The organism is Streptococcus porcinus, assembly GCF_901542335.1.
GTDB lineage: Bacteria > Bacillota > Bacilli > Lactobacillales > Streptococcaceae > Streptococcus > Streptococcus porcinus_A.
In genome coordinates this window covers 2,123,445-2,147,927 of sequence record NZ_LR594036.1, presented here as the reverse complement: position 1 = coordinate 2,147,927, position 24,483 = coordinate 2,123,445, and the positions used below count along the sequence as shown (strand labels likewise).

The 24,483-nt window shown below is 35.0% G+C and carries 24 protein-coding genes; 18 read left to right on the top strand and 6 right to left on the bottom strand.

From position 1 onward, the window contains the following. Window positions 1–50: 50 nt before the first annotated feature. Window positions 51–1,142 carry a DNA replication/repair protein RecF gene (gene recF, locus FGK96_RS10365; protein ID WP_138083456.1) on the bottom strand — a complete coding sequence of 364 codons (1,092 nt, stop codon included), beginning with the start codon at window positions 1,140–1,142 and terminating at the stop codon, window positions 51–53. Between the two features lies 1 nt (window position 1,143). Next, window positions 1,144–1,521: a S4 domain-containing protein YaaA gene (gene yaaA / locus FGK96_RS10360; RefSeq protein WP_138083455.1), complete on the bottom strand. Its 378-nt coding sequence runs from the start codon at window positions 1,519–1,521 to the stop codon at window positions 1,144–1,146. A gap of 315 nt (window positions 1,522–1,836) precedes the next feature. Between yaaA and yfmF the strand changes: the two genes are divergently transcribed. The 8 genes from yfmF (at window position 1,837) to FGK96_RS10320 (ending at window position 9,267) form a co-directional block, all read left to right on the top strand. After that, window positions 1,837–3,084: an EF-P 5-aminopentanol modification-associated protein YfmF gene (yfmF, locus tag FGK96_RS10355; protein ID WP_138083454.1), complete on the top strand. Its 1,248-nt coding sequence runs from the start codon at window positions 1,837–1,839 to the stop codon at window positions 3,082–3,084. Beyond that, window positions 3,081–4,364, top strand: coding sequence for an EF-P 5-aminopentanol modification-associated protein YfmH (gene yfmH, locus FGK96_RS10350; protein WP_138083453.1), 1,284 nt, complete (start codon window positions 3,081–3,083; stop codon window positions 4,362–4,364). The genes yfmF and yfmH overlap by 4 nt, the downstream gene beginning before the upstream one ends. 49 nt (window positions 4,365–4,413) lie before the next feature. Next, the gene (locus tag FGK96_RS10345; protein WP_138083452.1) at window positions 4,414–5,463 is read left to right on the top strand and encodes a helix-turn-helix domain-containing protein; all 1,050 of its coding nucleotides are present in this window, start codon (window positions 4,414–4,416) and stop codon (window positions 5,461–5,463) included. A 15-nt stretch (window positions 5,464–5,478) separates the two neighbouring features. After that, window positions 5,479–6,021 carry a CDP-diacylglycerol--glycerol-3-phosphate 3-phosphatidyltransferase gene (pgsA, locus tag FGK96_RS10340; protein ID WP_138083451.1) on the top strand — a complete coding sequence of 181 codons (543 nt, stop codon included), beginning with the start codon at window positions 5,479–5,481 and terminating at the stop codon, window positions 6,019–6,021. A gap of 2 nt (window positions 6,022–6,023) precedes the next feature. After that, on the top strand, window positions 6,024–6,863 hold the full coding sequence (locus FGK96_RS10335) for an energy-coupling factor ABC transporter ATP-binding protein (RefSeq protein ID WP_138083450.1): 840 nt from the start codon (window positions 6,024–6,026) through the stop codon (window positions 6,861–6,863). Next, window positions 6,839–7,681, top strand: a complete 843-nt coding sequence (locus FGK96_RS10330; RefSeq protein WP_138083449.1) for an energy-coupling factor ABC transporter ATP-binding protein — start codon at window positions 6,839–6,841, stop codon at window positions 7,679–7,681. The genes FGK96_RS10335 and FGK96_RS10330 overlap by 25 nt, the downstream gene beginning before the upstream one ends. Continuing rightward, window positions 7,674–8,474: an energy-coupling factor transporter transmembrane component T family protein gene (locus FGK96_RS10325; RefSeq protein ID WP_138083448.1), complete on the top strand. Its 801-nt coding sequence runs from the start codon at window positions 7,674–7,676 to the stop codon at window positions 8,472–8,474. Before FGK96_RS10330 ends, FGK96_RS10325 begins: the two co-directional genes overlap by 8 nt. A 151-nt stretch (window positions 8,475–8,625) precedes the next feature. Further along, on the top strand, window positions 8,626–9,267 hold the full coding sequence (locus FGK96_RS10320; RefSeq protein ID WP_138083447.1) for a transglycosylase SLT domain-containing protein: 642 nt from the start codon (window positions 8,626–8,628) through the stop codon (window positions 9,265–9,267). A gap of 60 nt (window positions 9,268–9,327) precedes the next feature. Here FGK96_RS10320 and FGK96_RS10315 read toward each other — a convergent pair whose 3' ends face one another. From FGK96_RS10315 to sdaAB, 3 genes are read right to left on the bottom strand one after another with little or no spacing between them, the layout of a single operon-like run. Continuing rightward, complete coding sequence (locus tag FGK96_RS10315) at window positions 9,328–9,966, bottom strand: HAD hydrolase-like protein (protein WP_138083446.1); 639 nt, start codon at window positions 9,964–9,966, stop codon at window positions 9,328–9,330. Between the two features lie 13 nt (window positions 9,967–9,979). Next, window positions 9,980–10,852: an L-serine ammonia-lyase, iron-sulfur-dependent, subunit alpha gene (gene sdaAA / locus FGK96_RS10310; RefSeq protein WP_138083445.1), complete on the bottom strand. Its 873-nt coding sequence runs from the start codon at window positions 10,850–10,852 to the stop codon at window positions 9,980–9,982. 12 nt (window positions 10,853–10,864) lie between these two features. Next, complete coding sequence (sdaAB, locus tag FGK96_RS10305) at window positions 10,865–11,536, bottom strand: L-serine ammonia-lyase, iron-sulfur-dependent subunit beta (protein WP_138083444.1); 672 nt, start codon at window positions 11,534–11,536, stop codon at window positions 10,865–10,867. Window positions 11,537–11,743: 207 nt separating this feature from the next. Here sdaAB and mnmA point away from each other — a divergent pair, with 207 nt between their 5' ends. The 9 genes from mnmA (at window position 11,744) to rpsD (ending at window position 21,133) form a co-directional block, all read left to right on the top strand. After that, window positions 11,744–12,865 carry a tRNA 2-thiouridine(34) synthase MnmA gene (gene mnmA / locus FGK96_RS10300; RefSeq protein ID WP_093959040.1) on the top strand — a complete coding sequence of 374 codons (1,122 nt, stop codon included), beginning with the start codon at window positions 11,744–11,746 and terminating at the stop codon, window positions 12,863–12,865. Between the two features lie 34 nt (window positions 12,866–12,899). Beyond that, complete coding sequence (locus FGK96_RS10295; protein WP_138083443.1) at window positions 12,900–13,511, top strand: MarC family protein; 612 nt, start codon at window positions 12,900–12,902, stop codon at window positions 13,509–13,511. Between the two features lie 223 nt (window positions 13,512–13,734). Beyond that, window positions 13,735–14,151 (top strand): NUDIX hydrolase, encoded by a 417-nt coding sequence (locus FGK96_RS10290; protein ID WP_138083442.1) that lies wholly within the window; start codon window positions 13,735–13,737, stop codon window positions 14,149–14,151. Between the two features lie 50 nt (window positions 14,152–14,201). After that, the gene (mnmG, locus tag FGK96_RS10285; protein WP_138083441.1) at window positions 14,202–16,103 is read left to right on the top strand and encodes a tRNA uridine-5-carboxymethylaminomethyl(34) synthesis enzyme MnmG; all 1,902 of its coding nucleotides are present in this window, start codon (window positions 14,202–14,204) and stop codon (window positions 16,101–16,103) included. 87 nt (window positions 16,104–16,190) lie between these two features. Beyond that, on the top strand, window positions 16,191–18,164 hold the full coding sequence (locus tag FGK96_RS10280; protein WP_093959036.1) for a DHH family phosphoesterase: 1,974 nt from the start codon (window positions 16,191–16,193) through the stop codon (window positions 18,162–18,164). Next, the gene (gene rplI, locus FGK96_RS10275) at window positions 18,164–18,616 is read left to right on the top strand and encodes a 50S ribosomal protein L9 (protein ID WP_138083440.1); all 453 of its coding nucleotides are present in this window, start codon (window positions 18,164–18,166) and stop codon (window positions 18,614–18,616) included. The genes FGK96_RS10280 and rplI overlap by 1 nt, the downstream gene beginning before the upstream one ends. Window positions 18,617–18,653: 37 nt before the next feature. Further along, window positions 18,654–20,015 (top strand): replicative DNA helicase, encoded by a 1,362-nt coding sequence (gene dnaB, locus FGK96_RS10270; protein ID WP_138083439.1) that lies wholly within the window; start codon window positions 18,654–18,656, stop codon window positions 20,013–20,015. A gap of 12 nt (window positions 20,016–20,027) precedes the next feature. Continuing rightward, window positions 20,028–20,300 carry a Veg family protein gene (locus FGK96_RS10265; RefSeq protein ID WP_093959033.1) on the top strand — a complete coding sequence of 91 codons (273 nt, stop codon included), beginning with the start codon at window positions 20,028–20,030 and terminating at the stop codon, window positions 20,298–20,300. Window positions 20,301–20,521: 221 nt separating this feature from the next. Next, the gene (gene rpsD, locus FGK96_RS10260) at window positions 20,522–21,133 is read left to right on the top strand and encodes a 30S ribosomal protein S4 (protein WP_003084382.1); all 612 of its coding nucleotides are present in this window, start codon (window positions 20,522–20,524) and stop codon (window positions 21,131–21,133) included. 260 nt (window positions 21,134–21,393) lie between these two features. Here the strand turns inward: rpsD and FGK96_RS10255 are convergent, their stop codons facing one another. Beyond that, the gene (locus FGK96_RS10255; RefSeq protein WP_138083438.1) at window positions 21,394–21,933 is read right to left on the bottom strand and encodes a TetR/AcrR family transcriptional regulator; all 540 of its coding nucleotides are present in this window, start codon (window positions 21,931–21,933) and stop codon (window positions 21,394–21,396) included. 130 nt (window positions 21,934–22,063) lie between these two features. Between FGK96_RS10255 and FGK96_RS10250 the strand changes: the two genes are divergently transcribed. Beyond that, a complete protein-coding gene (locus FGK96_RS10250) occupies window positions 22,064–24,328 on the top strand; it encodes a YhgE/Pip domain-containing protein (protein WP_138083437.1) in 2,265 nt (754 codons plus the stop codon). Window positions 24,329–24,483: the final 155 nt, after the last annotated feature.

The window sequence follows — 24,483 nt, the reverse complement described above, 5'->3', positions numbered from 1 at the left end:
AGACGAGGTTTCTTCAACCTCGTCTTTTTATATTTACATTGGTAATAGCATTAAAAGCTAATTGTTCCTTGACTAACATAAAATGTTTTAATATCCGGTGGTAAGCTTGAAAGATGTTCTAGGCTTGTCGTAGTGATAAAGGTTTGAACATGTTCCTGAATGATAGTTTCAAGTAATTTTGTTTGCCTTAGATTATCAAGTTCACTCATAACATCATCTAATAGTAAAATAGGATTTTCCCCAGTTAGCTCTTTCATTATGCTTACTTCAGCCATCTTTAAAGATAATATCAAACTACGATGCTGTCCTTGACTGGCAAAATTTGCATCCATGTCATTAATATAAAATAAAATATCGTCACGATGCGGGCCAATACTTGTATTTTTTTTTAACATATCTTTTTGTCTATTATGTAGCAAGGCCTCCATAAACCTTTCTCTAATTGACTCTTTTGACTTTAGTGCAATAGAGGATTGATAGCTTAATTTTAATTGTTCTAACCCATCTGATATGGCAAAATGGTGTCTATGAGCTTCTTGTTGTAAAGCTTCAATGAATTGCATACGTTGCTGAATGACCCGTGTGCCATAGTCAGCTAATTGTTCATCTAAGACATCTAAAAAATCCTTATTGATAGAAACAGCTGTTTTAAGATAGGTATTTCTTTGCTTTAAAACATAGTTGTATTGAGATAAATCTGATAAGTAGACAGGTTTAATTTGTCCCAAATCAATATCAATGAATTTGCGTCTTAGACTAGGAGCTCCCTTTATAAGTTGTAAATCTTCTGGAGCAAATAAAACAACCTTCATATTACCAACATAATCAGATAATTTTGCTTGTTTTAAGGAATTAATTTTGGTGATGCGTCCTTTTTTAGTTAAGGTAATTTCTAAACTGATAACGCCACTTGTTCTTGCTATTTTTCCATAAACCTTTAAATCATCTTTTAAGAAGTGAATTAACTCCTTGTCAGTTCGAGTTCTGTGGCTTCTAGTTAAGGCGATGAAATAAATTGCTTCTAAAAAATTTGTTTTTCCTTGGGCATTGTTTCCGATAAAAACGTTTAGTCCTGGGACAAATTTTGTTTGTATTTGCTCATAATTACGATAGTTTATTAAAGTTAATTCTTTTAGCCACATATTACATACCAGGGAATCGAATAGGTTTTTGCTTGGCTTTTAGAGGCTTTTTCTGTTTTGATGAAGTAAGTTGTTTTTTGTTGGCTTTATTTATTTCTTTAACTCGTTTTGCGAGTCGTTCTTTTTCAAAAACTTCTGCCTTGAAGGTTTCTTTTTCAAGGGATGTTGGTTCAATTAAATGAATAATGGTTTGATGGCTTGGAATTTCGATACTATCGCCAACTCGAAGTTTTTTTCCACGCCGCTTTTCATCTTGACCATTAAATAAAACAGTAGTTTCAGAGAGAAAAGCTTTGATAGCTCCTCCACTTTGTATTATGCCTACTTCTTTTAATAGGGCTTGTAAAGTAATAAATTCTGTAAAAAGTTTATAGTCCATTATTATTCTCCAATTGCTAATTCAAGTCATTATAGCATAAATTAGTGGTAATTAATATTATTCAAATTAGTAGAAATATTTTGGTTAATATTATTACATAAAAGAGCGATTATATGTTATAATATTTTCAGTATTTTTAAGAATAAAGCCCTAAGAAATAACGTAATACAATTTTATTTCTTAGGGCTTTTATGATGAATCTATAATGACATCATGTTCTCTTGCCACAAGATGAGAAAAAATAAGTTTTACTTAAATCAATTGGTCTAAAAATGGTATAATTTAAGGAACTAGTCAAATGAGTAAGGAAAAACTATGAAAATCGTTGAAGGTGTCCAATTACATCTTATAAAAACAGAGAAATTTAAAACCAATCATATAACTTTAAGATTTTCTGGTGACTTTAATCAGAAATTAGTCGCAAAGAGAGTCCTAGTTGCCCAAATGTTGGCGACAGCTAATGATGATTATCCTACTGCTAAGCTTTTTAGAGAAAGATTAGCTGAGTTGTATGGTGCAAGTTTATCAACAGAGGTGTCTGTTAAAGGTAAAGTGCACATTGTTGATATTGACATTACATTTATTCAGGATAAATACAGTTTTCAAGGTGAAAAACTATTAGAAGAAATTATCCTTTTACTCAAAGGAATTCTTTTTTCACCTTTACTTTCGGTTGCTCAATACCAACCAAAAGTTTTTGAAGTTGAAAAGACTAACTTAATGAATTATATTGAGTCTGATAAAGAAGATTCTTTTTACTATAGCTCGTTACAACTCAAAAAACTCTTTTATCATAATCAAGATTTACAAATATCAAAGTATGGATCTGTGGAACTGGTCGATAGAGAAACAGCATATACTAGTTATCAAGAATTTCACAAGATGTTATTAGAAGACCAAATTGATATCTATATTTTAGGGGAATTTGATGATTATAAAGTTGTTCAACTTTTCCATCAATTTCCATTTGAAGGGCGTCAAAAGGAACTTTTTTATTATTATCATCAGGAATATGCCAATGTTGTTTCGGAAAAAATTGAAAATAAATCCTTAAACCAATCCATTTTAGATTTAGCTTATTATTTCCCAGTTGATGTATTTAAAGAAGATTATTATGCTTTATTAGTTTTAAATGGTTTACTAGGATCTTATACCCATTCTTTATTATTTACCAAAGTAAGAGAAAAAGAAGGTATTGCTTATAGCATTGGCAGTAGTTTAGATAGGCATACTGGGTTATTAGAAATTTTTGCAGGTATTAACAAAGGGGATAAAGCGCGAGCTTTACAACTAATTGTTAAAGAAATGAATGATATCAAAATGGGAAGATTTTCTAGTCATTTAGTTGAAAAAACTAAGGTTATGCTACAGACAAATGGGAAGCAGTCAGAAGATTACTGTAAAGCTTTAATTGATAGTTCATATATAAAATCCTATGTGAATCCTGACTTTAGCCTAGAAAAATGGTTGACTGGAATAAGAGCTGTAAAGAAAATGGATATTATAAAAGCAGCTAATAAATTGAAATTACAAGCAGTATACTTTTTGGAGGGGAATAAGTGACACAGTTAAAAAAAATAACCTATCCCAGAGTAGATGAGAGTATCTATCAAGTAGAATTCAAAAGTGGGTTTCAAGTTTTTTTTATTCAAAAACCAATGTTTACAGAAAAAACTGCGTTGTTGACAGTTCATTACGGATCACTTGACAACTCCTTTACAGTTAGAAATAGAAAATATTCCTACCCTGAAGGAATTGCCCATTTTTTAGAACATAAGGTTTTTGAGGATGAAAAAGGACAAGATGTTTCACATCGCTTTACACAGTTTGGGACAGAAGTAAATGCTTTTACAACCTTTGATAAAACTTCTTACTTCATTTCTGCTAGTAATCACTTTACAGAGTCGTTAACTTTGCTTCAAGAATTTGTAATGTCTGCATACTTTACAGAAGCATCTGTTGAAAAAGAGAAAAAAATTATCGCTCAAGAGATTGATATGTATATGGATGATCCTGATTATCAGTCTTATATTGGTATCCTACAGAATCTATTCCCTGATTCTTATCTGTCAAGAGATATTGCTGGAAGCCGACAATCAATTGAAGCTATCAGGGTCGCTGATTTAGAAAAAAATTACAAACAATTTTATCATCCATCAAATATGACTCTTATCGTGGTGGGAGACATTAATGTCGAAGAAACCTTTAAGTCAATTGAAGAATGTCAAAATCGTTTAAAAAGACGAAAACCTGCTAAGCCGACCATTTCTCCTTTACCCTATCATCCAATAGTAAAAACCAGTTCTATCAGTATGGATGTTTCTACACCTAAATTAGCAGTTGGCTTTAGAGGAAAAAAACTTCCTAAAGATATTTCATTATTAGAATATAAAATTGGCCTGCGTTTACTTTTATCTATGCTGTTTGGATGGACATCAAAAACTTATCAGACTTGGTATGATGATGGAAAAATAGATGATTCGTTTGATATTGAAATTGAAATACAGGCAGATTTCTCCTTTATTTTGATAAGCATGGATACCAGTGAGCCTATTGCGATGTCTAGTAATATCAGAAAAAAAATCAAAGATTTTATGAAATCAAAGGACATTAATCAAAATCATCTAACCCTTTTAAAGAAAGAAATGTTTGGTGATTTTATGCAAAGTTTAGATTTTATGGATCAATTTGTAAATCAGTTTAACATTTATTTATCTCCTCAGAATTCCTATATGGATATTCCGCAAGTCATCGAAAAAATTAGTCTTGAAGAGATATTACTTATAGGTCACGATTTTTTTGAGTCTGCGGAAACCTCTGATTTTACTGTCTTTCCTAATTAGCATATATTTTGATATAATAGAAATAATATTTTAGTGTTGAGGTACCTGTATGAGAAATCAAACTTTGGGCGAGTTTCTGAGAGAATCGCGAGTTAACAGAAAAGTTACTTTGGATGAGATTGAAGATAAAACTGGGATATCTTCTCATTACTTATTGGCTATGGAATTAGATCAATTTAAAATTATTCCAGAAGATAAAATAGATTCTTTTTTAAGTCAATATGCGAGTATGGTGTCGTTAGACTTTGAAATGATAAAGAAAATGTATTTGGAACAAATATCAAATACTCAGTATCATGAAAAACCTAGTATTACTCAGCAGGTTGAAGAAAAATTAAGTCAAAGACGAGAACCGTTTGTTTTTCCTCTAAAATCTGAACTGAGAGTCTCTGAGCCAAGTGTTTCGGCTAATAAAGAAAATAATTTTAAGAAAAAGGAAACAGATGTTGAGGCGAGTGCTTTAGCTGATGATAATCAGGAAGAAAAAAAACGTGATAGTTTATTGGCAGATAATCACAGAGATAGAGAGGTTTCGCGTTTAAGTCGCTATCAAGAGGATCATAAGAAATCAAAATCTATTTTTTCAGTAATCTTGTTAGCTGTTATCGCCTTAGCTGTGTTTGCTTTTGTTTTCTTTGCTGTTTGGCAGCAATTTTCAAAAGAAAACAATCTTACTCTTGATAAGGTAAAGAGTGTCTTAATGAAAAAAGATGAAAACAAGGCTTCAAGTTCTAAAACTCCTGAGGTGTCAAGTCAATCAAGTAGTAGTGAAAAGAAAACTGTTATTAAGACAGAAGGGCAAGACAATTATCTAGTAGCTGATATTCAGAAAGCAAAGGATACTGTCGAAGTTTCGGTTTCGTTAGCTGGTGCTGAGAGTGCTTGGATTTCATTATCAAATTCAGATATTGGTGAAGCCGGAACAACTCTTACTCAAGAAACACCTACTTACACAACCACCTTACCTGCTGATACTAAAGAGTCACTCTTAATGCTCGGTGTTAGAGAAGGGGTCTCAGTCACTGTTGATGGGCAGAAGTTAGACTTAACGCCTATGACAAGTAATGATATTAGTTATATCACGCTAAAAATTCAATAATTTTAAGGAAAAATAATGTTAAAAAAAGAAAATATTCCTAATTTACTAACTGCAATTAGAATTGTGATGATTCCCATTTTCTTAATTGTCACAACCCTTTCACAATCCCTTACTTGGCATATTGTGGCAGCTATTATTTTTGCAGTTGCTAGTTTTACTGATTACCTTGATGGCTATCTTGCAAGGAAATGGCATGTCGTGACGAATTTTGGTAAATTTGCTGATCCCCTTGCTGATAAAATGCTTGTCATGAGTGCCTTCATTATGTTAGTTGGTGCGGGCCTAGCACCAGCTTGGATTTCGGCTATTATAATTTGTCGAGAATTGGCTGTAACAGGCCTACGCCTCCTATTAGTTGAATCAGGTGGTGAAGTTTTAGCTGCAGCGATGCCTGGAAAAATCAAAACTGTTTCACAAATGCTTTCAATTATTTTCTTATTTTGCCACCTGTCAGTTGTGGGAACAGTCCTATTGTATATTGCTTTATTCTTTACAATTTATTCAGGTTATGATTACTTCAAGGGAGCGGGTTTTCTTTTTAAAGATACCATTAAGTAACGATGTCGAATATAATTGAAGTTAAAAATATCAAATTTAAATACCAAGAAAGCCAAGAAAATTACACTTTAAATGATGTATCGTTTCACGTGAAACGGGGAGAATGGTTATCAATTATTGGGCATAACGGTTCTGGAAAATCTACATCCGTTAGGTTGTTAAACGGTCTACTTGTAGCTGAGTCAGGCTCTATTCAAGTAGATGGTGACTATTTGACAGAAGCTAATGTTTGGGAAATCAGAGAAAAAATAGGTATGGTTTTTCAAAATCCAGATAACCAATTCGTTGGAGCTACTGTAGAAGATGATGTTGCCTTTGGGCTAGAAAATAAAGGTGTCCCGCATGAAGAAATGGTTGAACGAGTTGATCAAGCATTAAAACTTGTGGGAATGGCAGAGTTTAAGACACGAGAGCCTGCTCGACTATCTGGAGGTCAAAAACAAAGAGTTGCCATTGCTGGTGCAATTGCAATGAGACCTATGATTATTATTTTGGATGAATCTACTAGTATGCTAGATCCCAAAGGACGGATAGAGTTGATTAAGACTATACAATCAATCAGAAAAGATTATCAATTGACAGTTATTTCGATTACTCATGATTTGGATGAAGTTGAGCTAAGTGATCGTGTATTAGTAATGAAAAATGGACAAGTCGAGTCTAGTTCAACTCCAAAAGAACTCTTTTCTAGAGGGGAAGAATTATTAGGTTTAGGTCTAGATGTCCCTTTTACAAGTACAGTAACAAAGGGTTTAATAGAGGATGGGTATGATTTAGACAAAGCTTATCTAACAGAGAAGGAATTAGAAAATCAGCTATGGCAATTAATTTCCAAAATGTGAGTTTTACTTATCAGGCAGGGACACCCTTTGAAGGGCGTGCCCTTTTTGACATTAATCTTGAAATTGAGGATTCTTCTTACACTGCTTTTATTGGGCACACGGGTTCTGGAAAATCGACTATAATGCAATTATTAAATGGTCTATTAACGCCTACTTCTGGAATTGTGAGTGTCGGGGGAAAAACAATTACCAGTCAATCGAAAAATAAGGATATTAAATCTATTCGTAAAGAAGTTGGACTTGTTTTCCAGTTTCCTGAAAGTCAACTTTTTGAAGAAACTGTCTTAAAAGATGTTGCTTTCGGGCCTCAAAATTTTGGTGTTTCAAAGGAAGATGCTGAAAAATTAGCACGTGAAAAATTAGCTTTAGTAGGTATTTCAGAGACTCTTTTTGAAAAGAATCCTTTTGAGCTCTCTGGGGGACAAATGCGTCGCGTAGCTATTGCAGGAATTCTAGCAATGGATCCAAGAATCTTAGTTTTAGATGAACCAACAGCAGGACTTGATCCTAAAGGTCGTAGAGAATTGATGACCCTATTTAAAAAATTACATAAGTCCGGAATGACAATTGTGTTGGTGACTCATTTGATGGATGATGTGGCCAATTATGCAGATAAGGTATATGTTCTTGAAAAAGGTAAGATTATTTTATCTGGAAAACCGAATGAAATTTTTCAAAGAGTAGAATTATTAGAAGAAAAGCAACTAGGTGTCCCCAAAATTACTAGGTTTGCTTATCATTTAGAAAAAAAAGGTTTCCAATTTTCAAGATTACCAGTTACTTTAGAAGAATTAAGGGAGATGTTGAAATATGGATAAACTTATTTTAGGGCGTTACATACCAGGGAATTCTATGATACATCGTCTTGATCCAAGAAGTAAACTAATTGCAATGATGATTTATGTTGTTATTATTTTTTGGGCTAATAACTTAGTAACAAATGCAATCATGTTTGCTCTGACAATGTTAGTTGTTATTCTCTCTCAAGTAAAAATTTCCTTTTTTTTAAATGGGTTAAAACCCATGATTGGTATAATTTTATTCACGACCATGTTTCAAATTTTTTTTACAAGAGGTGGTCAAGTATTAGTAGATTTTTGGATTATTAAAATAACAAGTCACGGCTTAAGCCAAGCTTTGTTAATCTTTATGAGATTTATATTAATTATCTTTTTTTCCACTTTATTGACATTAACAACCACTCCATTAAGTTTATCTGATGCAGTAGAGTCTTTACTTAAGCCGTTTAGACTATTGAAAGTTCCTGCACATGAAATTGGACTAATGCTCTCCTTAAGTTTAAGGTTTGTGCCAACTTTAATGGATGATACCACGTTAATTATGAATGCTCAGAAAGCAAGAGGCGTCGATTTTGGTGAAGGAACTCTAGTTCAAAAAGTAAAATCAATAATTCCTATATTAATTCCCCTTTTTGCTTCAAGTTTCAAACGTGCTGACGCTCTAGCCATTGCCATGGAATCAAGAGGGTACAAAGGTGGTAACGATAGGAGTAAGTTTAGATTATTGAAATGGCAATTAGGTGATACTTGTGTAGTAGTTGGAATGCTATTCTTAGGTTTAGTCTTGTATTATCTAAAAAGCCCTATTTAACTCTATATCTAGTAGTTGAGCTTCTTTTGTCTGCTAAAAGTTCTGAACTTCTTATAAAATCAATACTATTGTAATATTTTTAATATAACTTCTATAGATAAGTAACAAACTTAGGTTAGTATGATACTTGGAGAAAAAAGAGGTGTATTAAATGTTTAAAAATGAGAATTTTAAAAAACGATACGTTAGTTTTGGGGTATTTGCATTCGCAATTTCTTTAGTTGCCCTTGTCTTTGCATTTTCAAGTAGAAGTGTTGATACTGAATCTTTTGCAAAAAAACCAGAAACTAAAGTTATCAAAAAAGAAACAAAATCAACTTCAACTAATACAGAAGTTAAAAAAGAAAAAACAAGTAACTCATCATCGTCAAGTCAATCGAGTTCAACAAGTCAATCAGAAACGGTAATTGTGGAAGGTTCAACTACTGAACCAGTGACAGAGATAGTTCAGACTCCTGCGCAAGAGGTTAACCCAGTAGTTCAAACGCAACAAGTCACAGTGCAGCAATATGCTTCACCTACTAATGTTTATCAATCCAATGGTAATACTGCAGGCGTGATTGGTAGCCAAGCAGCTGCTCAAATGGCTGCAGCTACAGGTGTTCCACAAGCAACTTGGGAAGCTATTATTGCTCGCGAGTCAAACGGTAATCCAAATGCATCAAATCCTTCAGGAGCTTCAGGTTTATTCCAGACTATGCCGGGGTGGGGTTCAACAGCAACAGTTCAAGACCAAATTAATGCAGCTACTAAGACTTATCATGCTCAAGGTTTATCTGCTTGGGGTTATTAGGGTAAATGAACTGAAAAAAGCACGAGTTATTTTAGCTCGTGCTTTTTAATGTGGTGGAAGCTAAGTCATTTTTTCTATAGTTGGAGTAATTGGACTTGGGTCATGATTGATATAGTCAGCGCCAGCCTTTACTAAATCAATTTCCGATCCAAACCCCCATGTTATTCCTAGGGTTGTAATACCAGCAAATTTTCCGCCAACAATATCAAATTGTGTATCTCCGATAATAAGAGTCTCACTTGCCAGAATATTTTCTTGTTTCAAACATGCTTCTATGATATCTGCTTTTATGAACCTATCAGGTAGTGAACCATAAATTCCAGAAAAGTAGCTATGAATTCCAAGTTCTTCAAGCATATGTAAAGCCATAGGTTCATGCTTGCTAGTGGTAACAAACAGATGATAACCAGAATTGCTAAGCTGGGCTAACATTTCTTCTATGCCTTCATACATCTTAACTTGATAAACTCCAATGTCTTGATAATATCTTCGGAAATGTCTAATAGCAAGATCAATATCTTCTTGTTTGGAAAAATAATTCGAAAATGTTGTTTCTAGCGGAGGCCCAATGTACGTTGACAATAGGTTTACATCTGGGACTTCCAAATTAATATTTGTAAAGGTATATGTAAAGGCATTTATAATCCCTTTACTGGAGTCAACTAGAGTTCCATCTAAATCAAATAATATATTTTTCACTTTATCACCTTAGTTAGTCACCGAAAATTTTTTTACTGTAATGACGTCCAGTTGGAGTTGCCGCAAGGCCTCCTTCAGCAGTCTCTCTGAAAGCGGTTGGTAAAGCTGAGCCCACCTGATACATGGCATCAATGACTTCATCAACAGGAATTTGTGATGTTATCCCCGCTAATGCCATATCGGCTGCTATGATTGCAAAGCTTGCGCCTAGAGCGTTTCTCTTAACACAAGGCACCTCAACAAGCCCAGCTACTGGATCACAAATTAAGCCTAGCATATTCTTAATGACAAAAGCAATGGCTTGGCTGGCTTGGAAAGCAGTACCTCCTGCAGCTTTAACCATTGCAGCGGCACTCATTGCAGATGCAGAACCGACTTCTGCTTGACAACCTCCCTCTGCACCCGAAATAGAGGCATTGTTTCCAATAACTAATCCGAAAGCACCAGCTGTAAAAAGAAAGTCAAGCTGCTCTTCCTCATTTAATGCCAATTTATCGATGGCAGTTGCTAAAACAGCAGGTAAGCAGCCCGCAGACCCAGCGGTAGGGGTTGCGCAGACAAGTCCCATTTTAGCATTTAGTTCGTTAACTGCCATGGCATTACGGACAGCAGTAAGTACTGTTACATCAGCAAGCGTTTTACTAGATTTGATGTAGTTGTCCATTTTTAAGGCATCTCCGCCAGTTAAGCCACTTATAGATTTACTAGGGGTTAATCCATTAACAACAGATTCTTTCATAACTTCTAAATTACGCCCCATAATTAAACGAATCTCATCACGTGATCGACCAGTCATTTCAACTTCTGTTGCAATCATCAATTCTGCAATGTTGCCATCAAATTTTTCATTAGCTTGTTTAACAAGTTCTTCGATTGTATAAAACATAGAGTAATCTTTCTAGTCAAAGAAATTGACATTATGTAAATGTGGAATATTTGCAATTTTATCAACAGCATCTTGACAATCATGGGTATCAACTTCAATAATCATTATAGCCTTTTCGCCGGCGCTTTCACGAGTAACGTTCATTTGTGCAATATTAATATCATATTCTGATAAGATGTCGGTAACTTTAGCAATCATGCCTGGAATATCTTGATGAACGATGATAAGGGTTGGTGTATTCATCGTTAGAGAAATAGAGAAACCATTTAACTCGGTTACTTGAATATTGCCCCCACCAATGGAAACTCCAGTGATACTCATTGATTTGTCTTTCTTTTTGACTGCGATTTTAACCGTATTTGGGTGAGGAGCATTGCTATCTTTTAAAATATCCCAATAAATACGGATTCCTCTTTGGTGAGCAATTTCCAAGGAATTTTTAATATCAGGGTTATCAGTATCCATGCCAAGAATCCCCGCGACTAAAGCTTTATCAGTTCCGTGTCCCTGATAGGTTTTGGCAAAGGAATTATAAAGATGGAATGTGACTTCGTCAGGAGTCTCACCAAGAATAGAGTGGACGACTTTACCGATTCTGACAGCCCCTGCGGTATGACTACTTGATGGTCCAATCATCACAGGTCCAATAATATCAAAAACAGATTGAAATTTTTGTGTTTTCATAGTTACTCCCAAAGTTTACTGTAGGTTTATTATAACAAACTAGTAGATATCTTGTCTTAATTTTTGTGAATATTAAGTAGTTGATTTCGTCTGAATTCTTGTTATAATAGTCAGTGCGTCAGAGACGCTTCAAAATCGACCTTCAAATCGACTTTTGGGAACGACGACCTTCAATCGTACGTTAAACGAAAAGATGGGAGACTATATATGACGGATAAGTCAAAAACGCGTGTCGTAGTCGGCATGAGTGGTGGCGTTGATTCATCGGTAACAGCTCTTTTATTAAAGGAACAGGGTTATGATGTGATTGGCGTTTTTATGAAAAACTGGGATGACACAGATGAATTTGGCGTCTGTACAGCAACAGAGGATTATAAGGATGTGGCAGCAGTAGCTGACCAGATTGGTATTCCTTATTACTCTGTTAATTTTGAAAAAGAGTATTGGGATCGGGTATTTGAATACTTTTTAGCAGAGTACCGTGCAGGACGAACACCAAATCCTGATGTTATGTGCAATAAAGAAATAAAATTTAAAGCTTTTCTTGATTACGCCTTAAATTTAGGAGCAGATTATGTAGCTACTGGACATTATGCACAAGTAGAACGTGATTCAGATGGGATAGTACATATGTTAAGGGGAGTTGACAATGGAAAAGATCAAACATATTTTCTTAGTCAATTATCCCAAGAGCAACTGCAAAAAACTTTATTCCCGTTAGGTCACTTACAGAAATCTCAAGTTAGGGAAATTGCTGAGCGGGCAGGGCTTGCCACAGCTAAGAAAAAAGATTCGACTGGAATTTGCTTTATTGGTGAGAAAAACTTTAAACAGTTTCTAAGTCAATACTTACCAGCTCAGAAAGGGAGAATGAGAACCGTTGATGGACGTGATATGGGAGAGCATGCGGGCTTAATGTATTATACAATCGGGCAAAGAGGTGGTCTTGGTATTGGTGGACAACATGGGGGTGATAACCAACCTTGGTTTGTTGTTGGTAAAGACCTTATTCAAAATGTTTTATATGTTGGTCAAGGATTTTATCATGAATCCTTAATGTCAACATCACTAGATGCTTCGATGGTTCATTTTACACGTAATATGCCTAAGGAGTTTACGCTCGAGTGTACTGCTAAGTTCAGATATCGTCAACCAGATAGTAAAGTAACTGTAAAGGTATCAGGAGATAAGGCAGAAGTTTTATTTGCTGAACCTCAACGAGCTATCACGCCGGGACAAGCAGTAGTTTTCTATGATAACCAAGAATGTCTAGGTGGCGGTATTATTGATCAAGCTTATAAAGATGGTCTTGTTTGTCAATACATTTAAATGTTACACAACTGTCAAGTGATAAGAGGAAACAATGATTAGTAAATTGATACTTACTTTTATGGCATTTTTTGCGATAATGAATCCTATTTCAAATTTACCAGCCTATATGGCCTTAGTTGCAGATGATGATCAAAAAATTTCAAAAGCCGTTGCAAAGAATAGTTTAATAATTGCTTTTACAATTATTCTGGTGGTTACTTTCAGCGGACACTATATTTTTCAAATTTTTGGAATTACGATTCATTCTTTAAGGATTGCTGGAGGTATTTTAGTAGCCTTAACAGGCTACCACATGATTAATGGTATTCATGCACCTTTAACAAATCATCTTGGTGCAAATGAGAAGACGAACCCAATGGATATTGCAATTTCTCCTTTGGCAATGCCTCTATTTGCAGGTCCAGGGACTATTGCAACTGCAATCACACTTTCACAAGGAAGTTTTGAAAATCAATTAATTACTTTGGTCTCATTTTTTATCCTTTGCTTAATTACTTATGGTTTGTTAATTAGTGCTAAAACAATTTCAGAGTTTTTAGGAAAAAATGTGATGAGTGTGATTACACGCTTGATGGGGCTAATTTTAACAACAATTGGAATCCAGATGCTAGTTATAGGAATTAGAGGATCCTTCCATATTTAATCTTTACACAATCTTTACAGTTGTTGACAACCGTGTAAATAGTAGTGGCAGAAAATAAAGAGATGATCCGTCTCATTATTGACTTTTTATATCTATTTGCTAAAATAAATTTATAAAAACTGTGATGGTCAAAGCTCATGGAAATTGTAAGCCTTTTTGTGTACAATTTTCTAGAGTTTTGGCTATTTTTCTTTAACTTTAATGACCAAGTGTGAGGATGTCGATGAGCGATTTTAGATTTACCAAAGAACAGACAGTAAGTTCAATTAGGGCAACAGCTCTCCTAGTTAGGAACGGCCAGATATTTTTAACAAGAGATAGTAACAAACGTTATTATCCAATTGGAGGAGCAGTTCATATCGGAGAAAGGACTGAAAAAGCTGTTTCACGTGAAACGATGGAAGAGCTAGGGATAGAAATTTCAGTAAAAAAGTTAGCATTTATTGTCGAAAATCATTTTGGGGATGAGCAGTTTTACTGGCATAATATTGAATTTCATTATATGGTTACACCATTAGAAGAGCCTAGTTTAAATATGCGAGAAGGAGCTAAAGTTCAAGTTTGTGAGTGGGTAGATATCAATAGACTGTCAGAAATTGATTTAGTTCCAGAGTTTTTAAAAGATAGTTTGCCGAATTGAGATGGGCAACTAAAACATATCATCAATCAGTAAAAAAAGAGGAAATTAAAATGCTACATGAATTTACAGAATCCTATGATATCATTGTTATAGGGGCAGGTCACGCTGGTGTTGAAGCGAGTTTAGCAGCAGCTCGTATGGGTTGTAAAACTTTACTTGCTACTATCAACTTAGATATGCTTGCTTTTATGCCTTGTAACCCATCAATTGGAGGATCAGCAAAAGGAATTGTTGTCCGTGAAATTGATGCTCTTGGTGGCGAGATGGGAAAGAATATTGACAAAACTTATATTCAAATGAAGATGTTGAATACTGGAAAAGGACCAGCTGTTCGCGCCCTTCGTGCTCAAGCTGATAAGGCCTTGTATGCTAAGGAAATGAAGCAGACCGTTGAAAATCAAGAGAATTTGACGCTCCGTCAGAGCATTATTGATGATATTTTGGTGGAAGCTGGAAAAGTGGTTGGTGTTTTGACAGCTACTGGTCAGAAATTTTCTGCTAAAGCAGTTGTAGTAACGACTGGAACTGCTTTAAGGGGGGAAATTATTTTAGGAGAATTAAAATATTCTTCTGGTCCTAATAATAGTTTGGCCTCTATTACCTTGGCTGATAATTTAAAAAAGCTGGGCTTAGAAATTGGTCGTTTCAAAACAGGGACACCTCCACGTGTTAAGGCTTCGTCCATTGATTACTCCCAAACAGAAATTCAGCCCGGTGACCACGAGCCAAATCATTTTTCATTCATGTCTAAAGATGAGGATTATTTAAAGGATCAAATTCCATGTTGGCTAACATATACTAATCAAAATAGTCATGATATTATTAATAAAAATCTTTACCGTGCTCCAATGTTTTCAGGAATTGTAAAAGGTGTTGGACCTCGATATTGTCCATCGATTGAGGATAAAATTGTCCGTTTTGCTGATAAAGAAAGACATCAGTTATTTTTTGAACCGGAAGGGCGTGATACTGAGGAAGTTTACGTTCAAGGACTTTCAACAAGTTTACCTGAAGATGTTCAAAAGGACTTATTGCATTCGATTAAGGGTCTAGAAAATGCTGAAATGATGCGGACAGGATATGCCATTGAATATGATATTGTTCTCCCCCATCAACTGCGCGCAACGCTTGAGACCAAAGTTATTTCTGGCTTATTTACAGCTGGTCAGACTAACGGTACTTCTGGTTATGAAGAAGCGGCGGGGCAAGGGATTATTGCTGGGATTAATGCTGCTCTTAAGGTACAAGGTAAACCGGAACTTATTCTTAAAAGAAGTGATGCCTATATTGGTGTTATGATTGATGATTTAGTAACTAAGGGAACCTTAGAGCCATACCGTCTCTTAACTTCTCGTGCTGAGTATCGATTAATTTTACGTCATGATAATGCAGATATGCGATTAACAGAGCTGGGTCGTCAAATCGGACTTGTTGACGATGAGAGATGGAGTGCTTTTGAGACTAAGAAGAAACAATTTGAGAAAGAGCTAAGGCGTCTAAGTAGCATCAAACTAAAACCTATTAGAGAAACTAATGAGAAAGTAGAGGCATTAGGGTTTAAACCTTTAACTGATGCTATGACAGCTAAAGAATTTATGCGTCGTCCAGAAATTGATTATGCTACTGCTATTTCGTTTATCGGTTCCGCTGATGAAAACCTAGACACTAAGGTTATTGAGTTACTAGAAACAGAAATTAAATATGAGGGTTACATTAATAAAGCTTTGGATCAAGTTGCAAAAATGAAAAGAATGGAAGAAAAAAGGATTCCAAAGAATATTGACTGGGATGCTATTGATTCCATAGCAACGGAAGCGCGTCAAAAATTTAAAAAAATTAATCCAGAAACGATTGGTCAAGCCAGCCGGATTTCAGGAGTTAACCCGGCCGATATATCAATCTTAATGGTCTATATTGAAGGGAGTGGTAAAGCAAGAAGAAAAACACAATAGGTCACAAAAATGTAACCTTAATAGATACGTAAAGCTCTGTATTTCAGGGCTTTTTTGTGATATAATAAGTCCTTAAGAGGTTATAGGATGAAAAGATTTCGTTTTGAAACCATCCATTTAATGTTGATGGGTTTAATTTTATTTGGATTATTAGCACTCTGTGTCAGTATCGTTCAATCAAGAATGTTACTTCTGCTAGCTATTTTTCTTGTGCTTTTATTTATTATTGCACTTCTCTGGTATCAAAAAGAGATTCATGAGTTATCTGATTTAAATCATATTGAAATTTTAAATGAACAAACAGAAAATAATTTAAAATCCTTACTGGATAAAATGCCTGTTGGAGTTGTTCAGTTTGATAAAGAAACTAATTTAGTTGAGTGGTATAACCCTTATACTGAACTGATCTTTACAAGTGAAGAAGGCCTATTTCAAAATCAAATGATTCACGATATTTTACTAGAAAAGCGAAAAGGTAATATATCTCAAACTTTTGAAGTCTCAGGAAATCGATACACATCTTATTTAGATGAAGCAGCGGGCGTCTTTTATTTCTTCGATGCTTTTATAGGTAACCGTCAGACAATAGATGCTAGTATGTTGCGACCGGTTATTGGTATTATTTCAATTGACAATTATGATGAAATTACTGATAATTTAACGGATGCTGATATCTCAAAAATTAACAGTTTTATTGCTAATTTTATTGCTGACTTTATGGACACACGTCACATTTTTTACCGTCGTGTTAATATGGATCGCTATTATTTCTTTACAGATTATCAAAATCTGAAAGAACTAATGGATAATAAATTTGCTATTTTAGAAGTTTTTCGAAAAGAAGCTCAGGAAAGACAGTTACGCCTAACATTGAGTATGGGTATTTCCTTTGGGCAGAAACATCACGACCAAATTGGTCAGGTTGCTCTTGAAAATTTAAATATTGCTTTAGTACGTGGTGGGGATCAAACAGTTATTCGGGAAAATGAAGAGGGGAAACCCCCAATTTATTTTGGTGGTGGATCTGTATCAACTGTTAAGCGATCAAGAACTCGAACAAGAGCAATGATGACAGCTATTTCTGATCGGATTAAGACAGTTGACAATGTTTTCATTGTTGGTCATAAAAAATTGGATATGGACGCTTTAGGAGCTTCAGTTGGGATGCAATTTTTTGCCAGTAACATTATTGATAATTCTTTTGCAGTTTATGAGCCAGATGATATGGCGCATGACATTGAAAGAGCTATTGAAAGACTACAAGCGGATGGAAAAACTCGCTTGATAAGTGTCACTCATGCTATGCGTTTAGTCACAAAAAATTCACTTTTAGTTATGGTGGATCATTCGAAAACATCCTTAACATTATCTAAAGATTTTTATGAGATGTTTGATGATGTTATTATTGTAGACCATCATAGAAGGGATGATGATTTTCCTGAGAACGCTATCTTAACCTTTATTGAAAGTGGGGCAAGTAGTGCTGCTGAGTTAGTTACAGAACTAATCCAATTCCAAAATGATAAGAAAAGACTTAGCAAGGTTCAGGCTAGTATTTTGATGGCTGGAATCATGCTTGATACCAAGAATTTTTCTACTCGAGTTACAAGTAGAACTTTTGACGTTGCTAGTTATTTGCGAAATAAAGGCAGTGATAGTGTTGAAATTCAACAAATATCAGCTACCGATTTTAATGAGTATAAACAGGTTAATGAAATTATACTTCGTGGCGAACGGATTTGTGACAATATCATTGTGGGAACAGGTGTGGAAAATCATCTATATTCTAACGTTATTGCAAGTAAGGCTGCGGATACTCTCTTGTCTATGGCGGGAATTGAGGCTAGTTTTGCGATGGTTCAGACTCAAAGTGATAAAATTGTCATCTCAGCTCGAAGTAGGAGTAAAATAAATGTTCAACGCATAATGGAAAAACTAGGCGGTGGAGGACATTTTAATCTAGCTGCCTGTCAAATTGAAAATCAACATTTTGATGATGTAAAACAATTATTAATTGAGACAATTGAAAACACACTAAAAGAAACAAATGAGGTAGAATAATGAAGGTTATTTTTTTAGAAGATGTTAAAGGTAAAGGAAAAAAAGGACAAATAAAAGAAGTCCCTACTGGTTATGCTCAAAATTTTCTTATTAAGAAAAATCTTGCTAAAGAAGCAACAAGTCAATCAATTGGTGAATTGAAAGGGAAACAAAAAGCTGAAGAGAAGGCTCAGGCTGAACTACTTGCAGAAGCTCAAGCTACAAAAAAAGTGCTTGATGATGAAAAAACAGTTGTTTCCTTTACTGAAAAAGTTGGTCCTGATGGGAGAACTTTTGTTTCAATTACGGCAAAGAAAATTGCTGAAGAATTAAAAAACCAGTTCAATATTAGTGTTGATAAGAGACATATTGACTTGGATCATCCAATTAGAGCAATTGGTCTAATTGAAGTCCCTGTTAAGCTACATAAAGAAGTTAAAGCAGAAATTAAATTAAAAGTTGATCAGGCATAAGGCCTCGATTATTTAATTAGAAGTGGAGGAGTAAGATTTGCCTGATGTACCAGAATTAAGAGTTCAGCCACAAGATTTACTAGCAGAACAATCTGTCTTAGGCTCAATATTTATTTCGCCGGACAAACTCATTACAGTTAGAGAATTTATTAGTCCTGACGATTTTTATAAATATTCTCATAAAATTATTTTTCGGGCAATGATTACCCTCAGTGATAGGAATGATGCTATTGATGCCACTACAGTTCGAACTATTTTAGACAATCAAGGAGATTTACAAAACATTGGTGGCTTGTCTTATATTGTTGAACTTGTCAATAGTGTCCCAACGAGTGCAAATGCAGAATACTATGCTAAGATTGTCGCGGAGAAAGCTATGCTCCGAGACATTATTTCGAGGTTGACAGATACTGTAAACTTGGCATATGAAGGGGCCTCTGATTCTGAGGATATTATTGCTGGTGCGGAAAAAGCATTAATTGAAATTAATGAACATAGTAACCGAAGTGGGTTTAGAAAAATTTCAGATGTTTTAAAAGTTAACTATGAAAATCTTGAAATTCGTTCTAAACAAACTACAGATGTTACAGGACTTCCGACTGGTTTTAGGGATCTTGATAAGATTACAACAGGTTTACATCCTGATCAACTTATTATTCTTGCTGCACGTCCAGCGGTTGGTAAGACAGCCTTTGTGCTCAATATTGCTCAAAATGTTGGAACTAAACAGAAACAAGCTGTTGCTATTTTTTCTTTAGAAATGGGTGCTGAAAGTTTGGTTGATCGGATGTTGGCTGCGGAAGGAATGGTAGATTCTCATAATCTAAGGACAGGGCAATTAACAGAACAGGATTGGAATAATGTAACAATTGCTCAAGGGGCACTTGCAGAGGCTCCTATTTATATTGACGATACACCAGGGATCAAGATTACTGAAATTCGTGCTAGAGCTCGTAAACTCTCTCAAGAAGTAGAAGGTGGCTTAGGACTTATTGTTATTGACTATCTTCAGTTAATAACAGGAACCAAGCCAGAAAATCGTCAGCAAGAAGTTTCAGATATATCACGTCAGCTAAAAATACTGGCTAAAGAGTTAAAAGTTCCTGTTATAGCACTTAGCCAACTATCACGTGGTGTTGAACAAAGACAGGATAAGAGACCAGTATTATCAGATATTCGAGAATCAGGGTCCATTGAGCAAGATGCTGATATTGTTGCTTTTTTATACCGAGATGATTATTATCGTAAAGAAGGCGAAGAAACTGAGGATGCTATAGAAGATAACACAATCGAAGTGATTTTAGAAAAAAACCGTTCTGGAGCGCGTGGCACTATTAAATTAATGTTCCAAAAAGAATATAATAAGTTTTCAACTATAGCACAATTTGAAGAGAGATAAGAGGAATAGAATATGAGTGATGCATTTGCAGATGTTGCAAAAATGAAAAAAATTAAAGAGGATATTAAAGCTCATGAAGGTCAACTGGTGGAATTGACCTTAGAAAACGGTAGAAAAAGGGAAAAAAATAAAATTGGTCGTCTGATTGAAGTTTATAGTTCCTTATTCATTATTGAATATAATGACAATGTTGATCAATCTGGGGATTATAACAATAGCTACGTTGAATCCTATACTTATTCAGATATTCTGACAGAGAAAACCTTAATTAGATATCTAGATTAAAAAAGGGAACAAGAACCATCTGAATTTTAAAATATGTTTTACAGATTTTGATAATCATGTTATAATACTTTTTGTGTGAAATAATAGCAGAAAAATATGAAGCTCGTCAACAGGTGGTTATCTATTCAAGTAACCTTTGCTGTTTAGGTGAAAACCCTCTGCACGAATCAGGATTTTTCAAATAGTTATTTCCTCAAAATATTTAGAGGAGGACATTAAATATGTCACGTTATACTGGTCCATCATGGAAACAATCACGTCGCCTTGGTTTATCACTTACAGGCACAGGTAAAGAATTAGCACGTCGTAACTACGTACCAGGTCAACACGGTCCTAACAACCGTGGTAAACTTTCTGAATACGGTTTACAACTTGCTGAAAAACAAAAATTACGTTTTTCTTACGGTTTAGGTGAAAAACAATTCCGTAACTTGTTCGTACAAGCTACAAAAATCAAAGAAGGAACTCTTGGTTTCAACTTCATGGTTCTTTTAGAACGTCGTCTTGACAACGTTGTTTACCGTTTAGGTCTTGCAACTACTCGTCGTCAAGCTCGTCAATTTGTTAACCACGGTCACATCCTTGTTGATGGCAAACGTGTTGACATCCCTTCATACCGTGTTGAACCTGGACAAGTGATCTCAGTTCGCGAAAAATCAATGAAAGTTCCTGCAATCCTTGAAGCTGTCGAAGCTACACTTGGACGTCCAGCATTCGTATCATTTGATGCTGAAAAACTTGAAGGATCATTAACTCGTTTACCAGAACGCGATGAAATCAACCCAGAAATTAACGAAGCACTTGTCGTTGAATTCTACAACAAAATGCTTTAATTCTTACATTAAACACTTTAAAAGCCTATTTGATAGGCTTTTTTTGTACTCTCTTTTGAGAGGTGGGAATAAGTATCCATAGTCATTGCTAGAGTGAGAATGGTCGACCTAGTTTGTAATTTTTAAAAATTATTTTTCACTGATGATTACAATAGCTATCAGAGGAAGTTAAAGCTTTGGTACAACTTTCAACTAAATATAGTCAACTTAATAAAGGTATATAAGTTAGATCAAAATAAAAGGCACTTTGTAAGTGTCCTTTATTTTGATCTATTAAGCATTTTTAAAACAAAATCAGTCATTTGTTGAGGAGTTTCTTTTTTTCCTCTAGCAATCCAAGTCTGACAAGTACCAAAGAAAGCATAAGCCAAATAAATACTTTGATAATCTAATTCAATTTTTGACATTCCTTCTTTTGCAAGTCGTTCATGTAATTCAGATGAAATTAAAATTCGAACCTTGTTAATTATAAAATTTTGAAGTTCTTTAGTTCCATTTGATGAGATGAGAGCAGATAATAGTTTTTCACGTGATAAGAAGGTAAAAACCTCTAAAAAAGTTTGTTGATTATCTTCATAATCTTTATCAAAAATATACTCAAGTTGATGGAATAAGGTTTGTTGGTAGCTATCAATCATTTCATATTTATCTCGATAATGGGTATAAAAGCTAGAACGGCTTATTCCTGCTGTTTCTGCTAGCTCGGTTGTTGAAATATCGTCAAAACTCTCTTTATTTAAGAGCCTGACCATTGCATCTAATAGAGCACGTTTTGTGCTTTCTTTGCGACTATTCTGCATTAAGGCCTCCTTTTTGAACAATTTGGACAATGTGTCTAAAAATGGTAGTTATTTCTTGAGTTTTTTTTGCTTCAATGTATAATATATTTTATCATAAAATGAATGAAGTACAATCGTTTGAGGAGTAAAAATGTTAGAAGAGTTAAAAGCACTTTTAAAAAATCCAAAATTAATTATCACAATGATAGGTGTGGCACTAGTTCCAGCCTTATATAATTTATCTTTTCTTGGTTCAATGTGGGATCCTTATGGTCGAGTGGAAGATTTACCAATAGCAGTAGTTAACCATGATAGGGAAGCTAAGTTGGATCAAAAAGATTTACATATCGGTAAGGATATGGTAGACAAGATGTCTAAAAATAAAGATTTAGACTATCATTTTGTCTCAGAAAAAAAAGCTGAAAATGGCTTGCGTGATGGTAAATATTATATGATTGTTACTCTGCCTAAAGATCTTTCGAAAAAGGCAACTACTTTATTAGAGAAAAATCCTGAGAAGTTAGTTATCCAATATCAAACAAGTAGAGGACATGGTATGGTTGCTTCCAAGATGAGTGAGGCAGCTATGGCTAAATTGAAATCATCAGTCTCTGATAATATCAGTCGAACCTATACAACATCAGTTTTTCAGAGCATGAGTAACCTTCAGACTGGCTTAAAGGATGCTTCAACAGGCAGCGGTCAATTGGTTCAAGGTGCGAACGATGCTAAAGTGGGTAGTCAAGAGATTACAACAAATCTTGGAAGCCTTGCCAGTGGTAGTCAATCTTTAAAACAGGGAGTTAGTCAGCTTAATTCAGGGTTAGTGACTTATACTGGTGGTGTAAACCAACTAAATAATGGTATCAGTAAATTCTCGTCGCAGTTGCCACTTTATCTAGATGCGATTAGTCAGCTTTCTAATGGAGCATCTCAGCTAACAGACGGTTTAAGTAAGTTATCATCAGAAACTACAATGAGTCAAGAAGAGACGCAAGGGATTCAAGCATTGCAAGTAGGCTTACCACAGTTAAATAATGCCATACAAGAGCTTAATACTGCTGTAAGTGGCTTGTCTCTCCCAAATACAGCTGACTTAATGGGAGCCTTAACGGGTATTTCAGATTTAGCGCAAGAGATTATTGCTACTGAAGCTACTACAGCAAATAGTAAGTTGGCCTCACTGCAAGCAACATCAACTTATAAAAGTTTGAGTCCTGAACAGCAAGCTGAATTAAACAATGCTATTTCAGGGACACCATCACAAGCGACTGCTGGAGCCCAAGCTATTGTTAATACTATAACTGTCTTGAAAACCAAATTATCAAATCTACCAAGTAATTCAAATACTGGACAGTTGAGTCAGTTACAGGCAAGTGTTAATAAAATTGCTAATGTGTCGAACCAAGCTTTACCACAAGCAAGTACCGCACTAACAAAACTTTCAACTGGTGTAAAAGCTGTCAATAATGGTGTCACAAATCAGCTTTTACCTGGAAGTAACAAACTAAGTTCCGCTCTTGCAAGTCTTAATAGCAAAAATCAAGAAATATTGACTGGATTGACAGCAATTTCAAGCGGATCTACACAACTGAATGCTAATTCAAATGCTTTATTGGATGGCACTCAAAAGTTAGCTGTAGGGACGAATACCTTGTCCCAAGGAGCTTTACAGTTGACAAATGGCAGTGCTAAATTGACAGATGGATTGACAAGTATGTCAAATGGGTTGTCAACTTTACAACTGTCATTGGCAGAGGCTTCTCATAAACTCAATTTAGTAAGTGTCAAAGAAAAGAACGCGAAGGCGGTAGCTTCTCCAGTCGCTTTATCTGAAAAAGATAAAGATAATGTTAAAACAAATGGTATTGGTATGGCCCCCTACATGATAGCTGTTTCATTAATGGTAGTAGCCTTATCAACGAATGTTATCTTTGCCACCTCATTGTCAGGAAGACCTGTTAAGGATCGTTGGGATTGGGCTAAACAAAAATTCATTATCAATGGTTTTATATCAACTTTAAGTTCCTTGATTCTATATGGAGCAATTCAGTTCCTTGGCTTTGAAGCAAATTATGAATTAAAAACGTTAACCTTTATTATCTTAAGCGGCTGGACTCTTATGGCACTAGTGACTGCCCTTGTTGGTTGGGATGATCGTTATGGTTCGTTTGCCTCTCTAGCAATGCTATTACTACAAGTCGGGTCATCGGGAGGCTCCTACCCAATAGAATTAAGTGGTCGGTTCTTCCAAACCTTACACCCATATCTTCCAATGTCTTATATTGTTTCAGGTTTACGCGAAACAATTTCTTTGAATGGTCATATTGGACTTGAAGTAAGTATTTTGACAGGATTTTTAGTAGGCTTTTTAGCACTTGCACTAATTATTTATCGACCAAAAGGCTCACAGTAAGGAGTAAAAATATCTCCTTTAAGCTTGCAACTTTCAATTTTGACAGTATTTAAGGAGCTTTAAATTATGTATTTAGAAACTTTTGTGTGGGAGGATAAAAAGTAGTTAGCTATTGAGCCCTTAATCAGCAATTTTATAGCAAAATGAAGAGACCT